The 22,948-nt window shown below is 45.1% G+C and carries 16 protein-coding genes and 1 tRNA gene; 4 read left to right on the top strand and 13 right to left on the bottom strand.

The window, feature by feature from the left end:
* Window positions 1-553: 553 nt before the first annotated feature.
* From QUA88_RS06445 to QUA88_RS06430, 4 genes are all read right to left on the bottom strand, one after another.
* Window positions 554-913, bottom strand: coding sequence for an NIL domain-containing protein (locus QUA88_RS06445; RefSeq protein WP_333057940.1), 360 nt, complete (start codon window positions 911-913; stop codon window positions 554-556).
* 214 nt (window positions 914-1,127) lie between these two features.
* Window positions 1,128-2,006, bottom strand: a complete 879-nt coding sequence (gene cysW, locus QUA88_RS06440; protein WP_333057939.1) for a sulfate ABC transporter permease subunit CysW — start codon at window positions 2,004-2,006, stop codon at window positions 1,128-1,130.
* Window positions 1,996-2,856 carry a sulfate ABC transporter permease subunit CysT gene (cysT, locus tag QUA88_RS06435; protein WP_333057938.1) on the bottom strand — a complete coding sequence of 287 codons (861 nt, stop codon included), beginning with the start codon at window positions 2,854-2,856 and terminating at the stop codon, window positions 1,996-1,998. The genes cysW and cysT overlap by 11 nt, the downstream gene beginning before the upstream one ends.
* 101 nt (window positions 2,857-2,957) lie before the next feature.
* The gene (locus QUA88_RS06430; RefSeq protein ID WP_333270864.1) at window positions 2,958-4,103 is read right to left on the bottom strand and encodes a sulfate ABC transporter substrate-binding protein; all 1,146 of its coding nucleotides are present in this window, start codon (window positions 4,101-4,103) and stop codon (window positions 2,958-2,960) included.
* Window positions 4,104-4,625: 522 nt separating this feature from the next.
* Between QUA88_RS06430 and QUA88_RS06425 the strand changes: the two genes are divergently transcribed.
* Window positions 4,626-6,782 (top strand): WD40 domain-containing protein, encoded by a 2,157-nt coding sequence (locus QUA88_RS06425; protein WP_333270861.1) that lies wholly within the window; start codon window positions 4,626-4,628, stop codon window positions 6,780-6,782.
* A 338-nt stretch (window positions 6,783-7,120) separates the two neighbouring features.
* Window positions 7,121-7,193 (top strand) — tRNA-Thr (locus tag QUA88_RS06420).
* 493 nt (window positions 7,194-7,686) lie between these two features.
* Here the strand turns inward: QUA88_RS06420 and QUA88_RS06415 are convergent.
* On the bottom strand, window positions 7,687-9,600 hold the full coding sequence (locus tag QUA88_RS06415; protein ID WP_333056754.1) for an aminopeptidase P family protein: 1,914 nt from the start codon (window positions 9,598-9,600) through the stop codon (window positions 7,687-7,689).
* Window positions 9,601-9,616: 16 nt separating this feature from the next.
* Entirely contained in the window at window positions 9,617-10,786 is a 1,170-nt protein-coding gene (locus tag QUA88_RS06410; RefSeq protein WP_333270857.1) for a pyridoxal phosphate-dependent aminotransferase, read from the bottom strand.
* Between the two features lie 95 nt (window positions 10,787-10,881).
* Here QUA88_RS06410 and QUA88_RS06405 point away from each other — a divergent pair, with 95 nt between their 5' ends.
* On the top strand, window positions 10,882-11,457 hold the full coding sequence (locus tag QUA88_RS06405; protein ID WP_333056752.1) for a Uma2 family endonuclease: 576 nt from the start codon (window positions 10,882-10,884) through the stop codon (window positions 11,455-11,457).
* 32 nt (window positions 11,458-11,489) lie between these two features.
* Here QUA88_RS06405 and QUA88_RS06400 read toward each other — a convergent pair whose 3' ends face one another.
* The 4 genes from QUA88_RS06400 to QUA88_RS06385 form a co-directional block, all read right to left on the bottom strand.
* Window positions 11,490-14,531, bottom strand: a complete 3,042-nt coding sequence (locus QUA88_RS06400) for an SMC family ATPase (RefSeq protein ID WP_333209813.1) — start codon at window positions 14,529-14,531, stop codon at window positions 11,490-11,492.
* 250 nt (window positions 14,532-14,781) lie between these two features.
* Window positions 14,782-15,957 (bottom strand): exonuclease SbcCD subunit D, encoded by a 1,176-nt coding sequence (locus QUA88_RS06395; protein WP_333270852.1) that lies wholly within the window; start codon window positions 15,955-15,957, stop codon window positions 14,782-14,784.
* A 193-nt stretch (window positions 15,958-16,150) separates the two neighbouring features.
* Window positions 16,151-16,498, bottom strand: coding sequence for a DUF433 domain-containing protein (locus QUA88_RS06390; RefSeq protein ID WP_333209808.1), 348 nt, complete (start codon window positions 16,496-16,498; stop codon window positions 16,151-16,153).
* Between the two features lie 59 nt (window positions 16,499-16,557).
* Entirely contained in the window at window positions 16,558-17,451 is an 894-nt protein-coding gene (locus QUA88_RS06385; protein ID WP_333056748.1) for an ion channel, read from the bottom strand.
* 112 nt (window positions 17,452-17,563) lie between these two features.
* On the opposite strand from QUA88_RS06385, the gene QUA88_RS06380 reads away from it, so the two are divergent.
* A complete protein-coding gene (locus QUA88_RS06380; RefSeq protein ID WP_333056746.1) occupies window positions 17,564-17,881 on the top strand; it encodes a hypothetical protein in 318 nt (105 codons plus the stop codon).
* An 81-nt stretch (window positions 17,882-17,962) separates the two neighbouring features.
* On the opposite strand, the gene QUA88_RS06375 is transcribed toward QUA88_RS06380, so the two are convergent.
* The 3 genes from QUA88_RS06375 to QUA88_RS06365 all read right to left on the bottom strand — a co-directional run bounded on the left by QUA88_RS06375 (window position 17,963) and on the right by QUA88_RS06365 (window position 22,736).
* Window positions 17,963-19,849: a PAS domain S-box protein gene (locus QUA88_RS06375; protein ID WP_333056745.1), complete on the bottom strand. Its 1,887-nt coding sequence runs from the start codon at window positions 19,847-19,849 to the stop codon at window positions 17,963-17,965.
* A gap of 484 nt (window positions 19,850-20,333) precedes the next feature.
* On the bottom strand, window positions 20,334-21,668 hold the full coding sequence (locus QUA88_RS06370; protein WP_333056743.1) for a hypothetical protein: 1,335 nt from the start codon (window positions 21,666-21,668) through the stop codon (window positions 20,334-20,336).
* A 546-nt stretch (window positions 21,669-22,214) separates the two neighbouring features.
* On the bottom strand, window positions 22,215-22,736 hold the full coding sequence (locus QUA88_RS06365) for a hypothetical protein (RefSeq protein ID WP_333056742.1): 522 nt from the start codon (window positions 22,734-22,736) through the stop codon (window positions 22,215-22,217).
* Window positions 22,737-22,948 lie beyond the last annotated feature (212 nt).

Raw genomic sequence — 22,948 nt, 5'->3', positions numbered from 1 at the left:
CTGCTGAATGATCGGTATGTGCGATCCGGGAGCATCTCACCTTTGCAGCCCAGCTATAAATTGGAGTTTTGAGGCAGGAGGCAGGAGGCAGGAGGCAGAAGGAAAGAGGAAGAAGGAAGGAGCCAGAAGAAGTATTTTTACAAATATGAGATGCTCCCTGCGATCCTCTTCTGCAAGCTTCGCTAACGAACAACCGCCATTAAATTGCTTTGTAGGGAGGAATGCAACAAGTCCTCTGAGTTTTATGAAGGCTTGCATTCCTCACTAGAACCTTGATAACGGTTATTTTACAGGAAGAGATAGGCTGACTCATGACTAACATTACTTGAGACTATTAGGCTCAATAAATCGGGTCGAAAAAAATATGCGTGTCAGTCCAGAATATTAGGAATGATAATTAAATAACTTAGAATGCGTGATGGTTCTTGTGGGATGGGCGTCCCGCCCGCCCTTTCTGGACGGGCGGGACGCCCATCCCACTTTCAAGAGTGTAAATTATTTAATTAGCGATCCTTAGCTGATCTTCCAGGTTGGTGCGTCCCAGACTCACTAATTACCAAGTTTCTTCATCGGGATTATTGGAATTGCTCCAGATTTCTACATCCAAATCATTGAGATAAATCAGAGCCGTTTCAATCTGTTTACTTGTACCGTTAAGTTCCAGATCAAACCAACCGTCATCTAAAGTTTTGACACCCAACAAAGCGGCATTAAAATTTACCGTCAAACCGTATTCAGAAATCAGGTTAGAGATTACAGGTTCCTGATGGTATTCTTTAGGAACACGAATGCGAATGCGGGTTTGAGTTGGTCTGCTGTCGCCAATCTCAGATTTGGGAATATCTGATTCTTGGGTTTTGTGAAAATTGTCGATCGGCTCAAATTGAGATTCGCTAGTGTTGTGAGCTAACATTTGGGACTCCTAATTTTTGTTTCAGTTTACATTTTGTACCAATATCTTGTAGGGTGCGTTGCTGCGAGATTTTCGAGCTTCCCACTAGATTGTCGATAGCGCCGCACCTTACTAATGAGTGGTTTGAGGGATGAGGTTCACAGCGCGCACCCTAATGACTAATGACTAATGACTAATGACTGATGACTAATGACTGATGACTAATGACTAATGACTATTCTTCAACTTCTTTAATCCTAGTTTTTCGTTCTAAAATCTCCTTAAGCACGAGAGTAACAACTGCTAAAAGACCGAGAACTACCGCAGCCGAAAATGCGGCTTGCGTCGCGTACTGCTTGTAAGCATCCTCTACAAACAAAGGCAAAGTTTGTGTTTTTTTAGCAATATTTCCCGACACCACAGAGACGGCTCCAAATTCTCCCATTGCTCTAGCATTGGTCAAAATTACTCCGTAAAGCAATCCCCAGCGAATACTGGGAAGCGTGACATTCCAGAAAATTTGCCAGTCATTTGCTCCCAAAGTTTTCGCCGCCTCTTCTTGATCAGTCCCCACTTCTTCCAAAACAGGAATTACTTCGCGCGCCACAAAAGGCAAGGTAACAAAAGCAGTAGCCAGCACCATTCCAGGGAAGGCAAAAATAACCCTGATATTTGCCGCCTCCAGCCACGGCCCGAACCATCCCAGCCGACCGTAAAGCAGTACAATCATTAAACCTGCAACTACGGGAGAGATGGCAAAAGGCACGTCTAAAAGGCTGATTAATAGCGTGCGCCCCCGAAATTTGTTGCGGCCAATTACCCAGGCTGCACACAAACCGAATACTGTATTTATTGGCACAACTATCAGAGAAATTATCAGGGTTAGTTGCGCTGCGTGAAGAAAATCTGGTGAGGTTAAATTAGAAAAAAATGGCTCAAATCCCTTTCTGAAGGCTTGATAAAAAACGTTGAGAGTGGGGATAAATAAGACAAGAGCGAGATAGCCGATCGCAATTCCGATTAAAGTTGGTTTTACCCAAGCTTTTTCCTGGCTCCGACTAGAACCTGCGGGCGGACTTTTGTAACCAGCGGGTGAATTGATATTAGTCGTCATAGCGTCTTCTCCATGCTTGTAAGAGATTAATGGCGAACAACATTGCCAGGGAAATACCTAACATGACAGTGCCGATAACTGTTGCTCCTGCATAGTCGTACTGTTCCAATCTTTGAAAAATTAATACGGGCGCGATTAAATCTTTGAACGGTATGTTAGAAGCTACAATTACAGTAGAGCCGTACTCGCCTACCGCTCGCGAAAAGCCGAGTGCTACTCCGGTTAAAATAGACGGAAATAACGGCGGTAAAACTACTCGCCAGAAGGTTTCAAATTGAGAAGCACCTAAACACCAAGCTGCTTCTTCGATCTCTTTTTCCATCTCGTTTAAAACTGGCTGTACGGTTCTAACGATAAATGGCAAGGAAATAAATATCATTGCTATACCTACGCCTAAGCGAGTAAACGATATCTTGATTCCCAAAGGTGCAAAAAACCAACCAATCCAGCCGTTATCGCTGTAAACTGTGGCGAGGGTTAAACCGGCGACGGAGGTAGGGAGCGCAAAGGGTAAATCGACGATTGCATCTATAATCCGTTTTAAGGGAAAGTCGTAGCGGACTAATACCCAGGCAATTAATGTGCCGAAGACTCCGTTAATTAATGCCGCAATTAATGCCGTAAAGAAGGTGACATCGTAGGCGGAAAGGGCGATCGGACTGGTGGCAATTGCCCAAAATTCGGCGGGGTTTGCTGTGCTGGCTTTCAGCAGCAATGCTGCAACTGGGAGCAATAGCATTAAGCTGAGGTAGCCTAGGGTGATTCCCCAAGGTAATGTGATTTTGCCGATCGCCCTTTTGATATTTTCGATCGGAGATTGAGGGTTACTGATTGCAGATGATTCAGCCATAAGTGAATAGTTTTGAGTTGGAAAGAATAATTGCGATCGGGGGCTGGTTTTACCAAAAATAATTGCCTAAAACCAATCATCTGGTAAACCCGCCCCGGCCACTACTGTCTAATTGAACCTTGAATTTTGTCAAAAATAGCTCCGTCATCGAAGAATTTCTTCTGAATCTCTCCCCAACCTCCTAAGTCTTGAGCTGTAAATAGGGTTTTGATGGGCGCATATTTTTGGACAAATTCTGGTTCCGCCGCTACTGTCGCATCTACTGGGCGGAAGCCTACTTTGGCAAATTCTCGCTGAGCTTCTGGGGTGTACAGAAACTTGACAAATGCTTCGGCGACTTCGCGAGTACCGTGTTTATCAACGTTTTTATCCACAATGGCAATGGGATTGTCGATCGAAACATTGACTTCTGGAATAGTATAAGTCGGTTTTTCGCCTTTCTCACCGGCCAAAATAATCTCGTTTTCGTAGTTAATTAAGGCGTCGCCTTGCCCTTGTTTGAAAAATACATCGGTGGCTTCGCGGGCGTCTTTAGTCAGGATGGGGACGTTTTTGTAGACTTTAGTAGTCAAGTCTAATGCTTTGGCTTCGTCTCCTCCGGTTTTAACAACCGAACCCCAAAGTGCGAGGAAATTCCAGCGGGCAACGCCTGATGTTTTAGGATCGGCAGTAATCACTTTTACTCCGTCTTTGCTTAAATCTTCCCAGGTTTTGATGCCTTTGGGATTGCCTTCGCGGGTGACTATTGCTCCTACGGATTTGCTGACTATGCCTTCGTTGGGGACTTCTTTTTCCCACCCAGGTTGAATTAGTCCGGCTTTTTCGATTTTTGCAGTGTCGAGGGCGAGGGCTAGGTGTACGATGTCTGCTTCTAAACCGTCAATTACTGCGCGAGTTTGGGAACCGGAACCCCCGTAGCTTTGGTTGAAAGTGACGGTTTGGCCTTTTTCTTTTTGCCATTGTTCTACGAATTTGGGAATTATCGCTTCGTGGGCAGCTTTGGTGACGGCGAAGGATACTAGGGTTAATTCTACGTTGCCTTTGTTGGCTGCTGGGCTAGCACCGCCTGGAGTGGCTGCAGGGTTGTTGCTGGTTCCCTGGCCGCAGGATGCAACGGCCAGACTTAAAGTTATTCCCACTAAAAATAGCGATACAAATCTTTTCATGGCAGTAAATGATTGATTTGTGCTGGCTGATCGCTGTTGCGGCCAGTAAAGGTGTTGAGTTAGGCGTTGCCACGGGCTCATTATATTTGTTCCTCTAGAGAAACTACGGTTCTTGGGTAGGAATACCGTAATTATGGTTGTGAAGTACGATTATAGACAAGAGCGAGTCAAAAGGCAACAAAAAAAACAAATTGGGGGAACTCAGGGTCGATCGCATATCCTGAAGTCTTTTCCGTCGGTGTTTTCTATTCAGATTCGGGGTAAAATGTAAAGTGTATAAATAAATATTATTATTAAGTTAAGGTGCTAGCTGGCGCGGCTGCACGATTCGCCTGCACGATACGCCTTACATATAGCATCGGCCGATCGCCCAAATCTAATAGCCCTGCCAAGAGTCCCCGCCCCAGCGAGATATGCCTGACCGAAAGCATCCAGGATACAAGCCGCCGGATTCATCCGTGGAGAAATAAAAAACCTGTATCCGATCAAGGAGCCCCCGAATTTATCCGTGGGGTCAATGCTTCAATCTAAAATCTAAAATCTAAAATCTAAAATCGATTGACTCGCGCGATCGCCCTTAACTAAGAAAAAGTTTTAACTGGTATGTCCCTACCCCGCCCCGTCTCAGACACCCTAATTGAACTGTTGAAGCCTGTAGCCTCTGAATTGGGAGAAAGATTGGGAGCAAGCGCTGTCAACGAACGCTATGCAGAAATTGAGCCCTCTGGTTCTTCAGCTTTGAACCAGCAAATCAAAAAAGACCCCCGCTGGATTAAAGCACAAGTGAGATATTTGCAGCGACAGCAGGCCAGAGAACAAGAATTAATCGCGATCGCCAGCGCAGAAGAAAGGGTAAAGGAAGAACGGGCTAATCGAATTAAGGCACAAGAAGTAAGAGATAAGCGGGCCATTAGCCGACTTTGCCGCGACTTAATGCGGGAGTTTCAATCAGAAGCAATTCGAGTTAAGCTGAACGAAATTCAAACTATTTGGGACAGGGACAACTGGTTTTCTAATTTGAGCAGGCAGGAAACTGAACAGATTTTGCAGCAGCAACAGCACCGATTGCTGCTGTTAGTTGCTCCCGCAAAAATTAGCCAAGATTGCCCCGATTCGTTTCGCCACAATCTGAATATCGAGTTGCCGGCTAAGTTAAGAGCTTTTTTGAACCAGCACTACCCCCCGCACGGAGATTTGTGCCCGGTTCAGTTTTACGGAGACTATTTCAAAAAATCCATTTCTGATATTGATGTGGAGCGGTTGCAGACTGTGTTGTCTCCCGTACCGACAGCTATACTGTACAGCGATATCAGCGATTATGAAGTGAATTTTCATGTTGGTTTTTGGGGAGTCATCAATCAGAGCGTTTCTCTAGTAGCGATGCAGCCTTGGAATTGGGAAGAGGTTTATCAACAGTTGGAGGCAGAGGGAAAAGATAGAAAGCTGAGCCTGCGAATTATTCGGCAAATAATTGTGACTATTCACAAGTTATTGGCCGCTTTTTTAGCGGATTTGTATTATTTAAATATCGATTTTACTCACGAACCTCAGTTATTTACATTAGAGGCGGAATTTGCTCAGGAATGGTTTTCTAAAGATTGGGCAAAACCGTATATTGAAACTCTTAAAGAAATTCAGGAGCAGCAGCGAATAGTCTCTAAGGGAGAGATGCGGCGGCTGGCGCTGCGAGAGGCGAAAGCTAGGGCGGAACGCCAGCGTTTGGAGGAGGCTGAACTCAAACGCAGAGAGGAAGCTGAGGCTGCAGCTAAGCGGGTGAAGGAATTAGCTCACAAATTAAAACATCAGAAATGGCGGTGTGTATATACGCTGCCGGGACATTCATCGTTTGTGAATTCTCTGGCGATTAGCCCTGACGGCAAAATTTTGGCTAGCGGTAGTTGGGATAAAACTATTAAGATTTGGAATTTAGAAACAACGGAATTAATTGGCACTCTGACGGGACATTCCGATCGCGTAAATTCGGTTGCTATTAGCTATGACGGAAAAATGTTGGTCAGCGGCAGTTCGGACGAAACAATTAAGTTTTGGAATTTGCACAATGGTGATTTGCTGTGTACTTTTCCGGGACATTCTATGGAGGTGAATTCGGTGGCGATTAACCCGAAGGGCCTGGTAATTGCTAGCTGCGGCGGGGCTGATAATACGATTAAGCTGTGGAATTTGCGGAGTGGTGAGTTGCTGCGGACTTTGAGGGGTCATTCTGATAATGTGAATGCGGTGGTTTTTAGCCCGGACGGTAAAATATTGGCGAGTGGCAGTTCGGATGCGACGAGCAAGGTTTGGGATGTGGAAAGTGGTAAGTTGCTGCGGACTCTTTCGGGGTTGAATGTTGGGGTGAATTCTGTGGCGATCGCGCCGGATGGTCAGATTCTTGCTAGCGTCAGCAATGATTATACGATTAAGCTGCGAAATTTGCAGACGGGCAGTTTGTTGCGGATTTTAAATACTAATTCTGGGAGGGGAAACGGTGTAACGAATTTAGGAACGAATGAGGCGCTGCATATTTTGCAGAATTATGTGAGTCGGGGCGAGTCGGTTGCTATCAGTGGGGACGGTTTGACTTTGGCTAGCGGGTGCGATGATAATACGATTAATATTTGGAATTTGCAGACGGGGGAGTTGTTGACCAGTCTTAAGGGACATTCGGGTACGGTGTACTCGGTGGCGATCGCACCTTCGGGCAATTTGCTAGCCAGCGGGAGTGCGGATCGGACGATTAAGATTTGGCGCTGCGATTAGTTAGGATCGCGAATTAAATAACTTACAATTTTAATTGTTATTGTGGGATGGGCGTCCCGCCCATCCCACAATCTTGTGGAAGTTATATCGTTTCCGGTTGTATCGGAATGATTTAACCGCAGAGGGCGCAGAGAACGCAGAGGGAGAGAATACAGAGAGGAATAATTCCGATGCTACCGGATTTGATATTATTTAATTCTCATTCCTTAATTGGCAGTCGGGTGTGGGCAGACTATTCCGGTTTTACCCTTACGGGGAGGGGTTTTGAGCGAATTTGAAAAAAAATTGGCTGGGGGGGTTGCGCTAATGACTATAAGTTTGCTATATTAAGTTTCACTGCTGGTGTAACTCAGTTGGTAGAGTAGCTGATTTGTAATCAGCCTGTCGCAGGTTCAAATCCTGTCACCAGCTTTACTCTAAATTCTCTAAATGTTTGTATCTTAAATCCCCGACTTCTTGGAGAAGTCGGGGATTTTGGTATTCTGTTTTTTAAGAAATCAGGAGACTGCACGTGCTGTTTCCCTACAATATTACAATATTATTTTGGGGTAGGGACACCGCACTGTGCCCAAGGCGTGTCAACTTAAGCTGTCAGCCAGCCCAGCCCGTTAGTCAGCCCGCGAGTCCGCCAGGGAATGAATTCCCTGTCTAATAGCGAAAGTCCTCTTAAGAGGACTAAGCTGTTCTGCATTTAAATTGTCTGTCAAAAAACAATCTAACTCTTGTGGGGAGTAGGGGTTGGGCGTCCCGCCCGCCCTGAATATGCAATTTAAAGGCGCGACAGCTTAATGAGTTCTTCAGTCCTCTTAAGAGGACTTTCGCTTTGAGACAGGGGTTTCAACCCCTGTCGGACTTTCGGGCTGACCTTAAGTTGACATCTATGAGCATTGCAGTGTCCTCGGTATCATTCCGGTGCAACCGGAATTGATATCACACAGGGTGCGGCGGCTTTTTTCAACCATTCAATTGTTGCTGCATCAAGTACGGGTTCCAGTTTCTCGACTACAGCAGCATGATAATTATTCAACCATGCTAGTTGAGTCTTTGACAGCCGATCGACATTTATTAATTTGCGCTCAAACGGAATATACGTCAGCGTTTCAAATCCGTACCAAACAGTACCATTTTTGGATGGCATTTCCCTGACAACATAGAGATTTTCGATACGAATTCCGCCCCATCCCGGTTCGTAATATCCCGGTTCGATGCTAGTTACCATCCCGGCTTCCAGGGGATACTGCACAGATTTACTGATGCCGTTTGGCCCTTCGTGACCGGCTAAAAACGCGCCGACTCCGTGCCCTGTACCGTGTCCGTAGTCTAGCTGTTGTTGCCATAATACCGCACGGGCGATCGCATCTAATTGCGCTCCCGTTGTTCCTTTGGGGAATTGCTGCATTGCACAGTTGATGTGCGCGATTAAGACTGTTGTGTAGTGTTCTATTTGTAGCGCCGTCGGTTCTCCGATACTTACTGTTCTCGTATCGTCGGTTGTACCTGCTAAATATTGCGCGCCTGAGTCAAGCAGCAGCAGTTCTCCCGGTTTTAACGTTATTTCAGGGCTGGGGGTTCCGTAATGTACGATCGAGCTATTGGCTCCCGCACCGGCGATCGTTCTAAAAGTTAAAGTCTGAAAATCTGTTTCTTGCTGGTAAAAATGTTCGATGCTTTCTTTGACATCAAACTCGGTAACTACCTTACCATTTTCTAGCTGTTCTGTCAACCACTTTAAAGCCAAAGTTTTCGCTCGACTTGCTTTGAAATTGGCTGATTTCATCTGCTCAATTTCTACGGGATTTTTGCGAGCTTTCATCCCTTCTACCGGATGTGCCTTAAAAACTATTTCGATGTTGTAAAACTGCGCTTCTTGATGGTTTAATATTAACTGGTACGTGCCTGCTGTGCTGTGTTTTGGGTCTAAAAGTACCCGAACTTTATGTGGCAAATTTACGCAAGTTTCTAATGTATGCGGATAGTCTGCGTAGGGAAGCAAAGTTACATCCGCCCGCAATTCTTGCTTTATTTCTAGTGAAATTCGTTCGGGATTTGTAAATAAAAACGCTGAATCTGTGGTGACAATGGCATAGGATATAAAAATGGGAATGTGGGGGATATCCGAGCCTCGGAGATTGAACAGCCACGCTATTTGATTCAGGTTGGTAATCGGAAGCACATCAATGTTGGCTTTGTGCATCGCTTCCCTGACTCTGGCTAATTTTTCGGCGGCGGTTTCTCCTGTCAGGGATACAGGTAAGCTAAATATGGGTTCTGCATCAATCGCGGGTAAAGTCTCTGTTGTTTGCCAAGGAGTTTGCGATCGCACTTTGTCTGTCAAATTCTCCCGGATTGGTATGAGCTCAATCTCCGCCGTTGCAAATTTTTTCACCCAATTTTGATATTGCTCTGTCGCTACGGTAAACGGGTCAAAACCCAGGCGAATTTTCCTTGATTTTTCTGCCGATTCTACAGCCAGTTTTTCTAAAGTTTCAATTAAGGTTAAATTTCCTTCTAACCCGAGTTTCGATATTTGAATAATTCCAGTATCGACTTGCAATTCGGCTTGTTCGTAATAGCGGGAGTCCACAAACAACCAAGCGGAATCTTTGCCAACCAACAAATCGCCAGCGGAACCCGTAAAACCGCACATCCAAGCCCGCCGCTGCTTCGCTGCTGGAACTGATAAATTTAAGTGTTCGTCAACCGCTGGGATGTAATAGCAATCTAATTCATAATCTGCCATCAAATCGCGCAAGTCTGCCAGTCTTGCAGCGGAGGTATCTTGGATATTTGTATTTGCTTTCAAGTTCGTGGCAACCATTTTGAAATTTCCTATTTTACTTGTTTAAAATTGTCTTCAAACCTTTAACTAATCTCCTAATACCTGCGGTGGCGGTTGCTTTCTCCAAAGCACCGTAAGCAACGCGCAAATAGCAGCCGTTATCCATGCCGAAAGTTGTACCGGGAAGCACTGCTACGCGATATTCGCGAATTAATTGTTCTACTAATTCCATTGTATCGAGTTCAGTATCAACTTTCAAGAAAAAGTAGAAAGCTCCAGCGGCTGGGGAAATTGTACACAAGTTTTGGATAGTATTGAGTTCGTCTAATACGAGTTGGCGCACGGATGCGATCGCCCTTACATAATTATCGCAGTAACCTCTACCAACTTGCAAGGCTCCCAGGGCTGCATACTGAGAAATTACGGGCGGACAAATTAAGATGGTATCTTGAATCTTTCTCACAGAAACGAGCAAGTGTTCTGGTATTACCATATACCCGATCCGCCAACTCGCAAAACCATAGGCTTTCGAGAGGCTAAACAGAGAAATTGTATGTTCGCTGCTGTTGGGAAAAGCGGCGGGCGAACAGTGTTTGACGCCGTTATAAGTAAAATATTCGTAAGCTTCATCGCTGATGTGATAGATGTTGTGCTGGCGACAAATTTCGTTCACTTCTTGGAGTGCTTCGGCTGAATAAACAACACCAGTGGGATTATTTGGTGAAATGGTAACTATGGCTCGCGTTTTGTCGGTAAGGGCTTTTTTTATAGCATCGATATTAAGTTGATAGTTTGCGTCGGTTTCTACTATCACTGGTTGGCAATTTGCCATAATAGCCGCCATTTCGTGGTTGAAGTAATAAGGTGATTGGATAATAACTTCGTCCCCCGCCGAAGTGATGGCTAGAATGGCGTTGGTAAATCCCATGTTGCTGCCTGCGGTAACAACAATGCAGTTTTTGCTATTAATTTCTATGTCGTTATCAGTTTTTAGTTTGGCTGCGATAGCCTCCTGTAGTTGTGGAATTCCTTCGACAGCTTTGTATTTGTGATTGTCAGGATTTGCGAAGAATTCGGGGATTTTGTCAAATGATTCTTGTGGCGGATTGTAGTAAACTACGCCTTGTCCTAAAGATATCGTTCCGGGATTTTGGCGAATCAGTTCGCCAACTACGGGAATTATGGGCGACTGTACCGATTGCATTCGAGTGGGGTAATTTTTCATATAATATTTGTTTCTTGGGGGTTTGACTAAATTATAGATTGAAAATAGCGATCGTGCTAAAATGAAATATCAGCTCATAACAGGAGAAAGTTCCTATGTCAACGATGACTGTCAAAGATGTTGAGCAAGTTCAAACCGCTTTTTCCGAAGCTGGTTTAGATTACCAAATTGAACTAGAAGACGGGAGACTTTCAATTATGGGCCCATCTGACATCGTATCCAGTGAAATCAGCAGCCGTCTCATTGCCTTTCTTTTCGCTTGGGTAAATCCCCGCCGTCTCGGACGAGTTTTTGACTCCGCAGGCGGCTTTATTATGCCAGATACTAACGTCAAAGCGCCCGATGTTTCCTTTGTGCGCGCCGCACGATTGCGCCAAAGTCCGCGTTATTTTGGACAGTTGGTTCCCGATTTGGTGGTAGAGATTAAGTCTCAAAGCGATCGCACGCAGCCTATCGAAACCAAGGTTTTGAAGTTTGTTGAGCTCGGAGCGATTGTCGGAATTGCGATCGATCCTGATGCAGAAACAGTGAAGATTTATCGAGCGGCTGGCGAACCACAAATTTTACAAAATGGCGATATCTTAACATTACCAGAACTTTTCCCCGGTTGGGAATTGCCCGTTTCAGAATTGTGGCCTCCTATCTTTACAGAAGAAGAAACACAATTCTAGAAAAACTACCATATATCGCAAAAAGTAGAGACTTAGACTCTTTCAACTTCTATTTTAGAACCTTGGGGGGATTTAGACACTTTAACTTGTGCTGGCAATCTTTCGCCCAATTCTCGAACGTGGGTAATCACTCCAATCAGCCTGTCTCGCTGCCGCAAAGATTCTAAAATTTGAGTAACGCTTTCGAGAGTTTCGGTATCTAAAGTACCAAATCCTTCATCGAGAAACAAGCTGCCCAAGTGAGTTCCTTGAGACAGTTTTTCTGACAAAGCTAAAGCCATTGATAAGGAAGTTGCAAAGGTTTCGCCACCGGAAAGGGTTCGCACTCGTCTAGCTTCGCCGCCGTTCCAATTATCTGTTACCCAGTATTCGCCGTCTTGGTTTTTTAGTTTGTAGCGATTTTCGGTTAATTCTTGCAAAATTAAGGTGGCGCTGCCGACTAATTCTGCTTCTAAATGTTCTAAAATGTACGATTGAAATTCGTTGGATTTGAGATTCTGCGCTAAGGTGTGATAAGTTTGCTCTTGTTCTGTGAAGTTTGTGATTTGCTGTGACAGTCTTTCGGCTTGTTCGAGATTTTGGGCTGCTACTTGAATCCAAGCTAAAAGTTCGGCGCGGTTGTTGTTGGCTTGTTTGAGGTTTTCTTGGGCGGTATGTTTTGCTGATCGCACTTGTGCTAAAGTATTCTCATCCGTAGTTCTGCCTGCGATCGCCTCGCTCAAATCTTTCGCCCGCGTCTCTAACTGAATTTTTGATTCGCGGTGAGAGCGAATAACATTTTCCCATTCTGATTGTTCCTTAACTGTCGCAACCGCTGCTAAAAAAGTATCTTCTGTGAAATCAGCCGCTGTTAATTTTGCTGACCAATCCAGATTTAGCTGCTGTTTCTGGGCTTGGGCTTGCCCAAAAGCTTCTCCAGCTTGTTGCTCTCTCTCTGCTGCTTGAATAACCTTATTTTGAGCAGTTTGATAGGATTTTTCGGCAACTTTCAGCAGATTTGCCAAGTCTTGCTTGTCTTGCTCTAAGACTTTTGCTAAATTAGCATAAGGTTGATATTCGGTAATTTGATAAAGCGCATTTACACAACTTTGGAACTGTTGCTGGCGGCGGTCTGATTCGGCGATCGCATCTTGATATTCCTGCTGTTTAGCTGCTTGAGTCGCCACCGCCAAATTAAATCTTTCCTGAAAATTATCATATTCCAATGATGCCAGTTGGAACTGCTGTTCGGTTTCCCGGTATTGGCGATCGCTCTCTTTAAGGATTGCCAACTCCTGCTGCAACCCCAAGCTTTCCCACTGAGGATTTTCCAGAACTTGAGTGATTTGCTGCTGCAATTCGGCAACTCTATTCGCTGTTAATTCCAGCATTTGAGCAATTTCCGACTCTTTTTGCTGGCAAGCTGAAGCTGTACTTTTTGCCTCAGCAGCCAACCTTTGAGCATCTTGAAAAAGCTGATTTGCCCCCGCCAATTTCTGCCGCAAATCAGCGACATCGACAATATTAGAATCTGGCAAAGGAGGGAGCCGATCGCTCTCAGGATGCACCCCCCCGCACACCGGGCAAGTATCGCCAGAATTCAGCGACATTCTGACAGCAGCAACACTCTCTAAACGTGCCGCTTCCGCATTAGCGGTTTGGGCCGCTTCTAACTCGCGATCGCACTCTTTTAGCCTGAGTTCAATGGCTTCTAAATTAGTGGTAGCCTTCACATAATTTTGTTGAGCTTTTTCCCGATCTGCCAGAGATTTATCCAACTGTTCTTGCTGAGTCTTTTGCTGCTTGGTAATTAGCTGCAATTCCATCAATAAGGGTGAAATTTGCTGCAATTGCTCTAAACGCTTTCCTCCCGGCGCATACTGTTCGAGTTGTGCCGCTGCTTGAGTAACTCGAAAACCAGCGCCTTGAATTTTAGTGTTAGCAGCTTGCAGGTCTTTATCTGCTGCCATAAAAAAGCGCAGTTTTTCCTGTTGAATTTTTTGGGCAAGCGCAACTTCTTTTTCTAATTGAGCGCGCTGTTCTTCATATACTTTAGCAGCAGCTAGAGCATCTTCGCGAGCCTTAATTTGTGGCGCTAGCACCTCTTCTTTGGCTTTGGCCGCGTCAAGTTGCTGCTGCTCTACTGCCAGCTCAGAGCGAGCTTTAATTAACTGCTTTCGCGCTGCCACCGAGGCACTTTCGGCAGTTTCATACTGACGGCGAGCCGATCGCACTAAAGCCCAATCTCCCTGTAAATGATTGGCAGCTTGCGCTCTTTCTAAACGCTGTGCTAAAATTGCAACCTCAGCAGAATTAGCATTTAATTTAGCCAGTTGTTGTTGTAACTCTTGCCAGCGAGCGATTTGCGAAAATAGCTGTTCCTCTTCATCTAGAGCCTTCTGAGCTTTCATAACAGCGCGATCGAACTCAGGCAACTGTTGCTCTAAAATCAAAAGTTGCGATCGTCTTTGATCCACCTCATCAGCCGTCGGCGCACTCAAATCCGCTAGCTGCCTTTCCACCATTTCCCGTTCCTGTTTCAGCAACTTTGCGAGTTCATTTGTTTCCTTCCGCATCTGCTCAAAAATCTCAAATCCTGCTAGCTGCCGCAAAATTTCCCGGCGTTTTGAAGTATCCCCTTTAATAAACTCATCAAACTTGCCTTGAGGCAGAACAATTGCGCGCGTAAAAGTATCAAAATCCATTCCTAAAATCTGTTCAATGGTATTTTGAACAGCAACGATACTCGTCCCCAAAGTTTCCCATTGGCCATTTTGCCAGTTGTCCAAAATCACCTTATTTTCGGGAGATTTCGGACGGAAACGCCACCGTCTCGTCACCCGGTACTGTGCCGAACCCACAGCAAAACGCAACTGCACTTTTAAATTTTCGCTACCTTGGCTCGCCAAATCACTTACTTGTTTGCCGCTGCGAGTAGTAGTGCCAAAAAGAGCGTAAGTCATGGCATCTAGCAGTGAAGATTTGCCCGCACCTGTAGCACCAGTAATGGCAAACAAATCGAGTTGAGAAAAATCTAAACGCTGTTCGCGGTGGAAGCTGGTAAATCCTTCGAGAATAAGTTCGAGTGGACGCATACTGATTTTAGATTTTAGATTTGGGGTTTTAGATTGTTATATTCCGGTCTAGTGTCTTCCTTCTACAGTCTTCCCGATCCCCCCTAACCCCCTTAATAAGGGGGGAACAAGAGTATTATCCAAGTCCCCCTTCTTAAGGGGGATTTAGGGGGTTCTAGACTCGACTACAAGCGACATTTAGCGTGGGTTTCAGTCTTAAAACTATTTGAAATTTGAGATTTTGGATTTTGGATTGTATCTTTTTACGCATTTAATTATTAACTGTTTCCTTAAACTTCTTGTACAAATTTTTAAATTCCTCCAATACTGCCGATTTAGGTGTCGTTCCCAATCGGTTTTGATAATAGTTGCAAAACTCGGCTGCCGGATCGAAATTATTGGGATCGATAGTAGTTATTTCTGTTGGTTCTAGCGCTGCATCTGGATAGCGCGGTTCAATTAACAGCGCTTGAGAACAGATTTGGCGCACTCGATCGGCAAGTCCGATTTGCGGACTGTCCAGTTCGACAATTACTTTCAAGAAACCCGGATGGTACTGATGAGCTTGTAAAGTTTCATCGAGATTGTCGTTATGACATTTAAGCACTTTTAACGGCTTGTGGCAAGCCACAGGCTTAAATTCCACCTTTGCCTGACTTCCCGGCTCAACTTCTATCAAGCAAAATCCTTTTTCCTGTTCCGCTTCTCCAAAATCTAACTGAATCAAAGAACCGGAATAATAAGCGGGAGAAGTCTCAGAAATTCGCTGGTGAATGTGGATGTGTCCGAGGGCAACATATTGAGCTTCCGGGGGCAGAGTTTGCGATGATAGGAGGTATTTTTCTCGCGTGTAATAAGCGACTTCGGATTTTGCCAATCGAGCGCCGTCAATGCTCATATGTCCCATGAGAATATTGACAGTATTGTCTCTAAACTCTCTGGTTAAATCTTCGAGTAAATATGCTACAATTTCGCGGTAATCTTTTCGGCGATCGGCATCGCCAGACTGCCAGAGAGAATTAGCATCTAACAGTCTTTGTTCGGAAGCAAAAGGCATCGCGCCCACACAAAGTTTACCGCTTTTTGTATTGAGAGTAATTGTGCCGCCGTCGGCGGAAAGCCTGGGTTTGCCTAAAGCGCGAACACCGGCGAGGGAAAGCAATTGCGCGATGCTGTCGATGCGGGATGCCGAATCGTGATTACCGGCGATCGCAATTGCGGGAATTCCTGCTGCTTGGAGTTCGCAGAAAAAGTTATAAGCAATGCGTTCGGCGTAAGCGGGAGGGTTGGGCACGTCGAAAATGTCGCCCGCAACGAGCACAGCATCGACATCCAATGCTTTTGCTTGCTTCAAAATCTGTTCGAGGGCGATCGCAATTTCGGAAGTGCGATCGATCCCTCGAAAACGTCGCCCTAAATGCCAGTCAGCAGTATGAATTATTCGCATAGTACGAGGAGTATTTTGTTTATGTTAACTGAGATGTTGTACCATTTTCAAGAACGGGCAAGATGCCCGTTCCACAAAGAATGAATTTCTTGTGGAACGGGCATCTTGCCCGTTCATAAAAGGCTGATTTAAAATGGTAAAATATTTCATTTTTAATGCTTTGTGCGATCGCGCTATAAATATCTGCCACTGTTTATGCCTCTTCCTGTTCTTGAATTGCTGTTTCAATCTCATCAGAATATGCCTCAGCATAAGCCCAAGCATTCGCCAAATCAGCGGCACGCAGAGTCGGATAGTCTTCTAGGAGTTCAGCCTCAGAAATACCTAAACCGCGAGCATTCACCAGTACCCAAACAGGAATTCGCGTTTGTCTGATGCAAGCATCGCCGCCGCACACGCCGGGAGTCTTTTGAATTCCAGACCAAAATTTTCTTAAACTTTGGGCTAGTAATTCTATAGCTTGAGCCTTCTCTTCGGGAGTTAAAGCTAAGAGTTGCGCTTGCAATTCTTTCAGTGTCGTATTTGCAGTTATTGAGTTCATAAATATTAACTTTTTTTGGCCATACAGGTATTCTAGCACTGGTGGCTAAATCAAAACTTTCATTCAACAGGCTTCACATCGTGAAACCGAGTATAATCAACCACCCGCCCTCCCGTCGCCGATTGCAAAAGAATATCTACAAACCGCATATTACACATAATTTCAGATGCCACAAAAGAATGTCGCGCATGAATAGTTTGCGAAACAGTTTCGTCAATTCCTGTTAACGTAATTACAATTTCTGCTTGCTGTTCCATCAAGTCTTTTGCAGTAAGTTGGTACAAAGGACTGTTCTCATCAATTGCGTGCATAACCGTCCAAGTTAATGCAAAAATCGGAGAGTGACTTCGCACTAATTGCAAATCGTAAAAACGCCGCATAAATTCTCCTTCCGCTGTTACCTCGTCACGGATCAAAGTAGCTCGCTGCTGCGCTTCTAAAATCTGGTTAAAACGCTGATTTGCAGTGCGGTACATCAGAGTCGGAACGCCGTTGAAAGGAGCGATTACAGCTACGCGGCTGAAGATAACTCTGGCTGTTGGTCGAGAAAATCTCGAAAAAGCCAGTCCCGTCACCATTGCTACTCCCCACAAACCAAAAAGCGCTTGGATCGCAACTATAGTATTAGCGTAATCCGTGCGCGGATACATGGCGCCGTAGCCGATCGTCGCCATTGTTTGGATGCTGAAATAAAAGGCATCTGGGAAAGAACCCGGCCGCGCGTTAGCAATGCAATCTCCTCCCGCCAAGTAAGCTAAGGCAAATAAAGAATTCGCGACTGTATAGGAGAGACAAATCAGGATGAAAAATCGAGGCCAAGAAAGAGTTAGCAGCCTGTGGTAGAGGTCGGCAAAATGCAGGCGAGGTACTCCCAACTTGACAATATTTAAGGGGAATTGTCCTTGGCGGCTGACTAAACGAGTCTGTGGCTGCCGATCGCGATTATTTTTCATTGAGATTTGTAACTACCGCTGTGTCAATTTGTAACTATTGTTTTGACTGGGAAAACTTATCCTTTAGACTGATGTCAGATTCTAAAAATTAGGATATCAAGGAAGTTTGAAAATGGTTGAGCTTAACTGGCATGACTATCTCGTTATGGTTTCTTGTGTGGCTTCTATTGCGGGTCTAATTTTGCTGAGCGATCGCAAATCGCAGCCAAGGGACGATCGCACTTTAAGCGAAGAAATCCTAATTAAGATGAGTTTTGTTTACTCAATAGTCTACTCCATGTCTGTCTTTGCCCTAAAGATGCCTCTGCCGGAGGACAACTGGTTGTTGGCAAGTCTGAAGCTGACCACGGTTCTATCTTACTTGTTGACAGTTTCCAGCATACTCAGTCTGCCACTGCAACGCATGGCTGTTCGGCAAGTCGAAGATTAAAAAACGTGAAGCTAAGGTGTCCCGCATCTAAATTGTATTTTTGGGGCGGGCTAAGAGTGCCCACCCCACAAGACTTTGGTTTCAGGTTGTTTGTAAATTTTTAATTCCCGCAGGAAGCTTGACATAACGCGCCCAAAATGGTTCTAGTCGATCTCTGCGGGATTGCAACCAGCCCATATTTTCCTCCATTCCGTTTGCTTCTGAAATCTGAGAAACTATCTTGATAGTGCCAGAAGTCAAGCCCTCAGAATCTCGCATCGGTGCAGTCCAAATACAGACATCAATTGATGAACCGTCTTTCCGCCGCCGCCGACATTCCCTAGCAACTTGCGCTTCCCCTGCCAATTCTGACTGAAACATCGCATAAAAATTTACGTTTTCATCGCTAGGGACGATCGGCAAAAGCTCCCCCACAACCTCAGACTCCTTCCAGCCAAAAACTCGCTCCGCCGCAGAATTCCACACCGTCACCAAAGCATTACTATCAACCCCGACAACTGCCAGCGGCAAAGCTTTAATTAAGCCTTGTAAAACTTGATTGGTTTCGCACAATTTAGCCTCTACCAGCTTGTGTTGTGTGATGTCCTGACAAGCACCATAAATGCCGACAGCGCGGTTCTCGACTTCATCCCACACAACTTGCCGACAATCCCACAGCCACCGGATTTCACCGGATTTGGTGACAATTCGATACTCGCTTACTTCCTTGCGGCTAGATGAACGAAGCTGCATTTGTTCCAGCAGCATTTCTAGGTCGTCGGGATGAATGCAGTCGAATTGTAAACCGCCGGAAGTTGCGATTTCTTTGGGAGTATAACCCGTAATTTTAGTAAAAGCTTCAGTCATCCATTCGCAGGCCCAGGTATTGTCAGGCAATACTTTAAAAGAATAGGCAAAATCTGAAGTCATTTGCGAGAGAATACGGTAGCGCGATTCTGATGCTCGCAGTGCGTTTTCTGCATTTTTGCGATCGGTTATATTTTGAAAAAACACCGACAAACCTTCTTCCGAGGGATAAGCCTCGACTTCAAACCAAATATTTAGCTGCGGGTAATATCCTTCAAATTTAACATTAACGTTCTCAGATACCGCTCTGTAAAACTGCTTGAAAAAAATCGTGTCGGCTGTATCAGGAAACTCATCCCAAATATTTTTACCTATAAGTTCTTGACGCCCTCTTTGCCAGCACTGCTCTGCTTTCGCGTTGAGGTAGGTAAACTGCCACTGGCGGTTGAGCACATAAAAGCCGTCTGTGATTTTTTCTAAGATATTAACGATTTGCTTTTGCGATTTTTCCAAAGCTGCTTCTGAGAACTTGCGCTCTGTGATATCGCGGGAATTGATGACTATGCCGTTGATGCTGGAATCGTGGAGTAAATTGTTACCAATGACTTCTAAATACACCCAAGAACCGTTAGCGTGCCGTTTCCGATATTCTACAGGCGGTGCAATCCCTGGCTGTTTGAGTAATTTTGCCAAATATGCTTGCCAAACAGGTAGATCGTCTGGGTGGATCAAATCGTCTTGGAATTCGCCAATTCTTTGTTCGAGATTGTAGCCTAACATCCGCTCTGCTGCGATCGAATTTTGGTCTCGGATGCGTCCGTCTGCTTCGAGAATTGTCATCAAATCGGAAGAATTTCGCAGGAGACTTTGCAGTCGGGATTCCCCTTTTGTCAGTGCCTGAGTCACCCTTTTGTACAGCATCTGGCTTTGCTCTAACTGCTGCTCTAAATGTCTGATAGTAGCAGCTTGCTGGGCAACTTTAATCTCTAAATTGCTGTTAATTCTTTCTAACTTGACTTGGGATTGTTTAGACAACAAAAGCGACTGAAACTCTGCAGCCAATTCTTGTAAAGATGCGGACAAATGCTCGAAAGTGCTTGTTAAAATCGCCTGTTTATCTACAGGTAGTTGCTCAATATGTCCCTGCAATTCCCGCACGTGTTTCAATAGATTTTGCATCATTGTAGTCAGCGCTCAAACTTATGAAGACTATTTTTTTATATTTCCCATCATAACACCTTGTTTGAGTCAAGTGTCAAAAGAAATAAATCTTGAAGTTTAGCGGTAGAGTTTTAATTTCGATGCCAATCCCTCGGCGCTGACACAGATGGATAATTCCACCAAGTTTGAGCGAACAAAAAAATATTGAGTTCAGTTATATTACTGAAAATAGTTGTGATTTTTAAAGTTTGAATTAAACAGGACTGATATCGTTTCCGCGCTTCATCGGAATCATAATTTTTCGAGTTGCAGCGCGAGCGGGGGCGCTCGCACTGCAACTCGCGAGCGGGACGATCGCACTAATATTCCGGGTTTTTCAACTTCGGTCAATCGATTTTAGAGTTGAAATTTTAGATGGGATAGAGTAAGTAATTTTACGGTGAAGTGCAGAGATTGTGATGCCAGTAGGCAGATTAGGAACAGGCTTTTCGGCCTGTTCCTAAAATCAGGATTTAAAGCCCTTAGAGCTTTTCTTTTTCTCCTGTGGCTTGGATTTTGACTTATTAACTTCGCCTAAAGCTTCCTGAAATAAGTTGTGCAGGTGCAGGGGAACGCTGGCAATTTCCGGGAGTTCGGGTTCTAAGGGTTTTTTAAACTCTTGCAGCAGGGCATCTAAATCGCGATCGATCTGAAAATTAGTCCGCTGCAATACAGTTTGCAAAATTTGTTCTAATTTCGCTGGATTAACTTTAGCTAACCGTTGCCAAATCCAGACATTAATTGCAGGATCTTCGAGATAGTTACGCACCAGCTTTTCGTAACCGGGAACGGTTGAAAAGTCTTCGGCTGCTAGCAGTGCAGTAAATTGAGCGTAAGTAGACAAAAAGGTTTGTCCCCAGCGAGGATGAGAAAGTGCACTCACCTGTTCGGCTTTCTTGAAGCGATCGGGCAATTCGACTTTCGGCATTACCATTTTTGCACTAGCATTGCTGTCGAGCATTACCTCAACTGCTTTAGCATCAGCACCTGCAGCGGCGATGGCTGCTGCTTTGACTTCTTCTCGATCGACTCCGGCATCTTCAACGATATCCGCCAGAGATTTACTTCCATCAACGCCCATATCAGCTAGGCGTTTTTTAGTGATAAATTCCTGAAATTCAGCCAACTGTTTATTCAGGTGATATCCCGATAGCGTCAATTCCTCACTGCCAAAAAATTCGGTAAAATCTTCATGGTACTTTTCTACTGACTGCCAAGCTTGCTCTAACAATTCCGGGGCATCGCTGTATAGGTTATTTTTGTGATTTTGCTTGAAATTACCGATCGCCACCGCCAACTTCGGCTTACCCAATTTCCCCTTCGGGATGGGAGAGCTCGAAAGTATCCACCAGTCATCGGTAAGGGGAGAAATCCGAGCCAGCAAGATTTCTCCTAACTTAAAGCGAGACATTTCTGCAAGAAAATTAGGACTGTTGGGCTTGACAACGTAGTGCTTAGCCGTCAGCCAGTTCATCAGTTCAAACCTGTCGGGGGAAAGTTGAGTGATTTCAAATAAGCCAGTGAAGCTTCTGTGCTCCCAACTTTCGAGCAAGCTACGATCGCTCTCGGTTAAATCCGGCTGACTTTCGACAAATAAGTCGATCGGCGTTTTCTCTCCGACTTTACCTTCGATAGTAAAACTGTCAATCACTTGATTTTGCTGAGCAATATCGTAGCGCTCGCCGGTCGATCGAGCTGCTGCATAAGCTTCCAAAGCTACCGCCAACTCTCCCTCAGCATCCAGCACAAAGTCAATTAAATTTTGCTTGAGTGTCCAAGCTCTTTCCAACATTTCATCCACAAGTAATACCAATTTTGAATGAGAGGATTTAGGTTAACAATTATCGGAATTGAAGCCACCGACGCTTTACGATCCGGCTGCGATTGAAGAAAGCGCATCGCGAACAATGACAGAAATATGCAATCGATGCCTCAGTCCTGAATAAGTTTAATTTTAAGGCTAATAGTCAAAAAAAAATGTTAATCTCAAACGGAAGCATCCCGATTTTGTAAAAAGCATTTTTTAGGAGTGCTAAACTCACGCACAGCAAAGGCTCTACGTCTATAGCGAGTTCTCACAGCGAACAGCCCTGTGAAAGAAAAATCGTCCTGAAAAATGCAATTTTAAGGGAGCATAAAAATACCCTCTCCGATGTAGAGAGGGGCTGAAAATCCCCAAAAACTTCGCTAAACTCGCGTTAAAAACTGTGTTACCTATCAACAACAGTCCAAAACGCAGCCGGGTTTTTTTATCAAACACTTCCCTCGATTCCGGTACCCGGCTAAAAATCACCGGAATGCTTGAGTTTGTGTGTCTCCAAGACTGAGAAATACTTGGCGTAAGCCCTTAGCGGCCGTCTTTGTCAATATCGCCAGGAACAGCCCGTTCCACCCGATCCCAAGCGTCGCGCGTGGCGTGCTTAGCTTTTTCCCAAGTCACATTAGACTTACCGCGATTTGTTTCGTAGTCGCGCTGCAAATCCGGTTCGATCTCGTCGTATTTCTTACCAGTAGCGCCATAGCGGGTGTATCCCTCATAACCCGTGCGGTATGCAGGCTGATAGTCTTCGTAAGTCGCGCTCGTGTCCACGTAAGGACGGGAACTGTAGTTGCTTTGCCAGTAAGCATCTTCTACCGTGGGGTCGATCGCCTCGCCCACACCTTTGCCCGCCAAACCGCCGCCAAAGGCACCCACAACAGCGCCGACAACTGCTCCTACAGGCCCGCCGATGGCACCGCCGATCGCAGCACCCGCAGCACCGGCACTCGCCGCACCAATACCCGTTGCGACTGGATGAGCCCCGGTTTCCCCCGAAAGCGGATCTAGGTTAGCATCAGGTTCATGTACCGTTTTTTTGTCATCGCTCATGATATTTTTTCCTTTTATCTAACTGTAACTATGATTAAATTTACCTTTTAAATTCATATCTATTCATCTGCCTTAAGGATGAAGCTGCTAGCTTCAAAAGGAAGGAAACGATCAAATACTTCTCGACTCAAAAACGAGTTTTACACGCTACTCTCAAGGGATAAGGTGCGCCTCGGCGCACCCTAGATCGTGATGTTCAAGTGAGTTCTAAA

It is taken from the genome of Microcoleus sp. D3_18_C2 (assembly GCF_036702395.1).
Classification (GTDB): domain Bacteria; phylum Cyanobacteriota; class Cyanobacteriia; order Cyanobacteriales; family Microcoleaceae; genus Microcoleus.
This window is presented reverse-complemented; position numbering and strand designations above follow the sequence as displayed.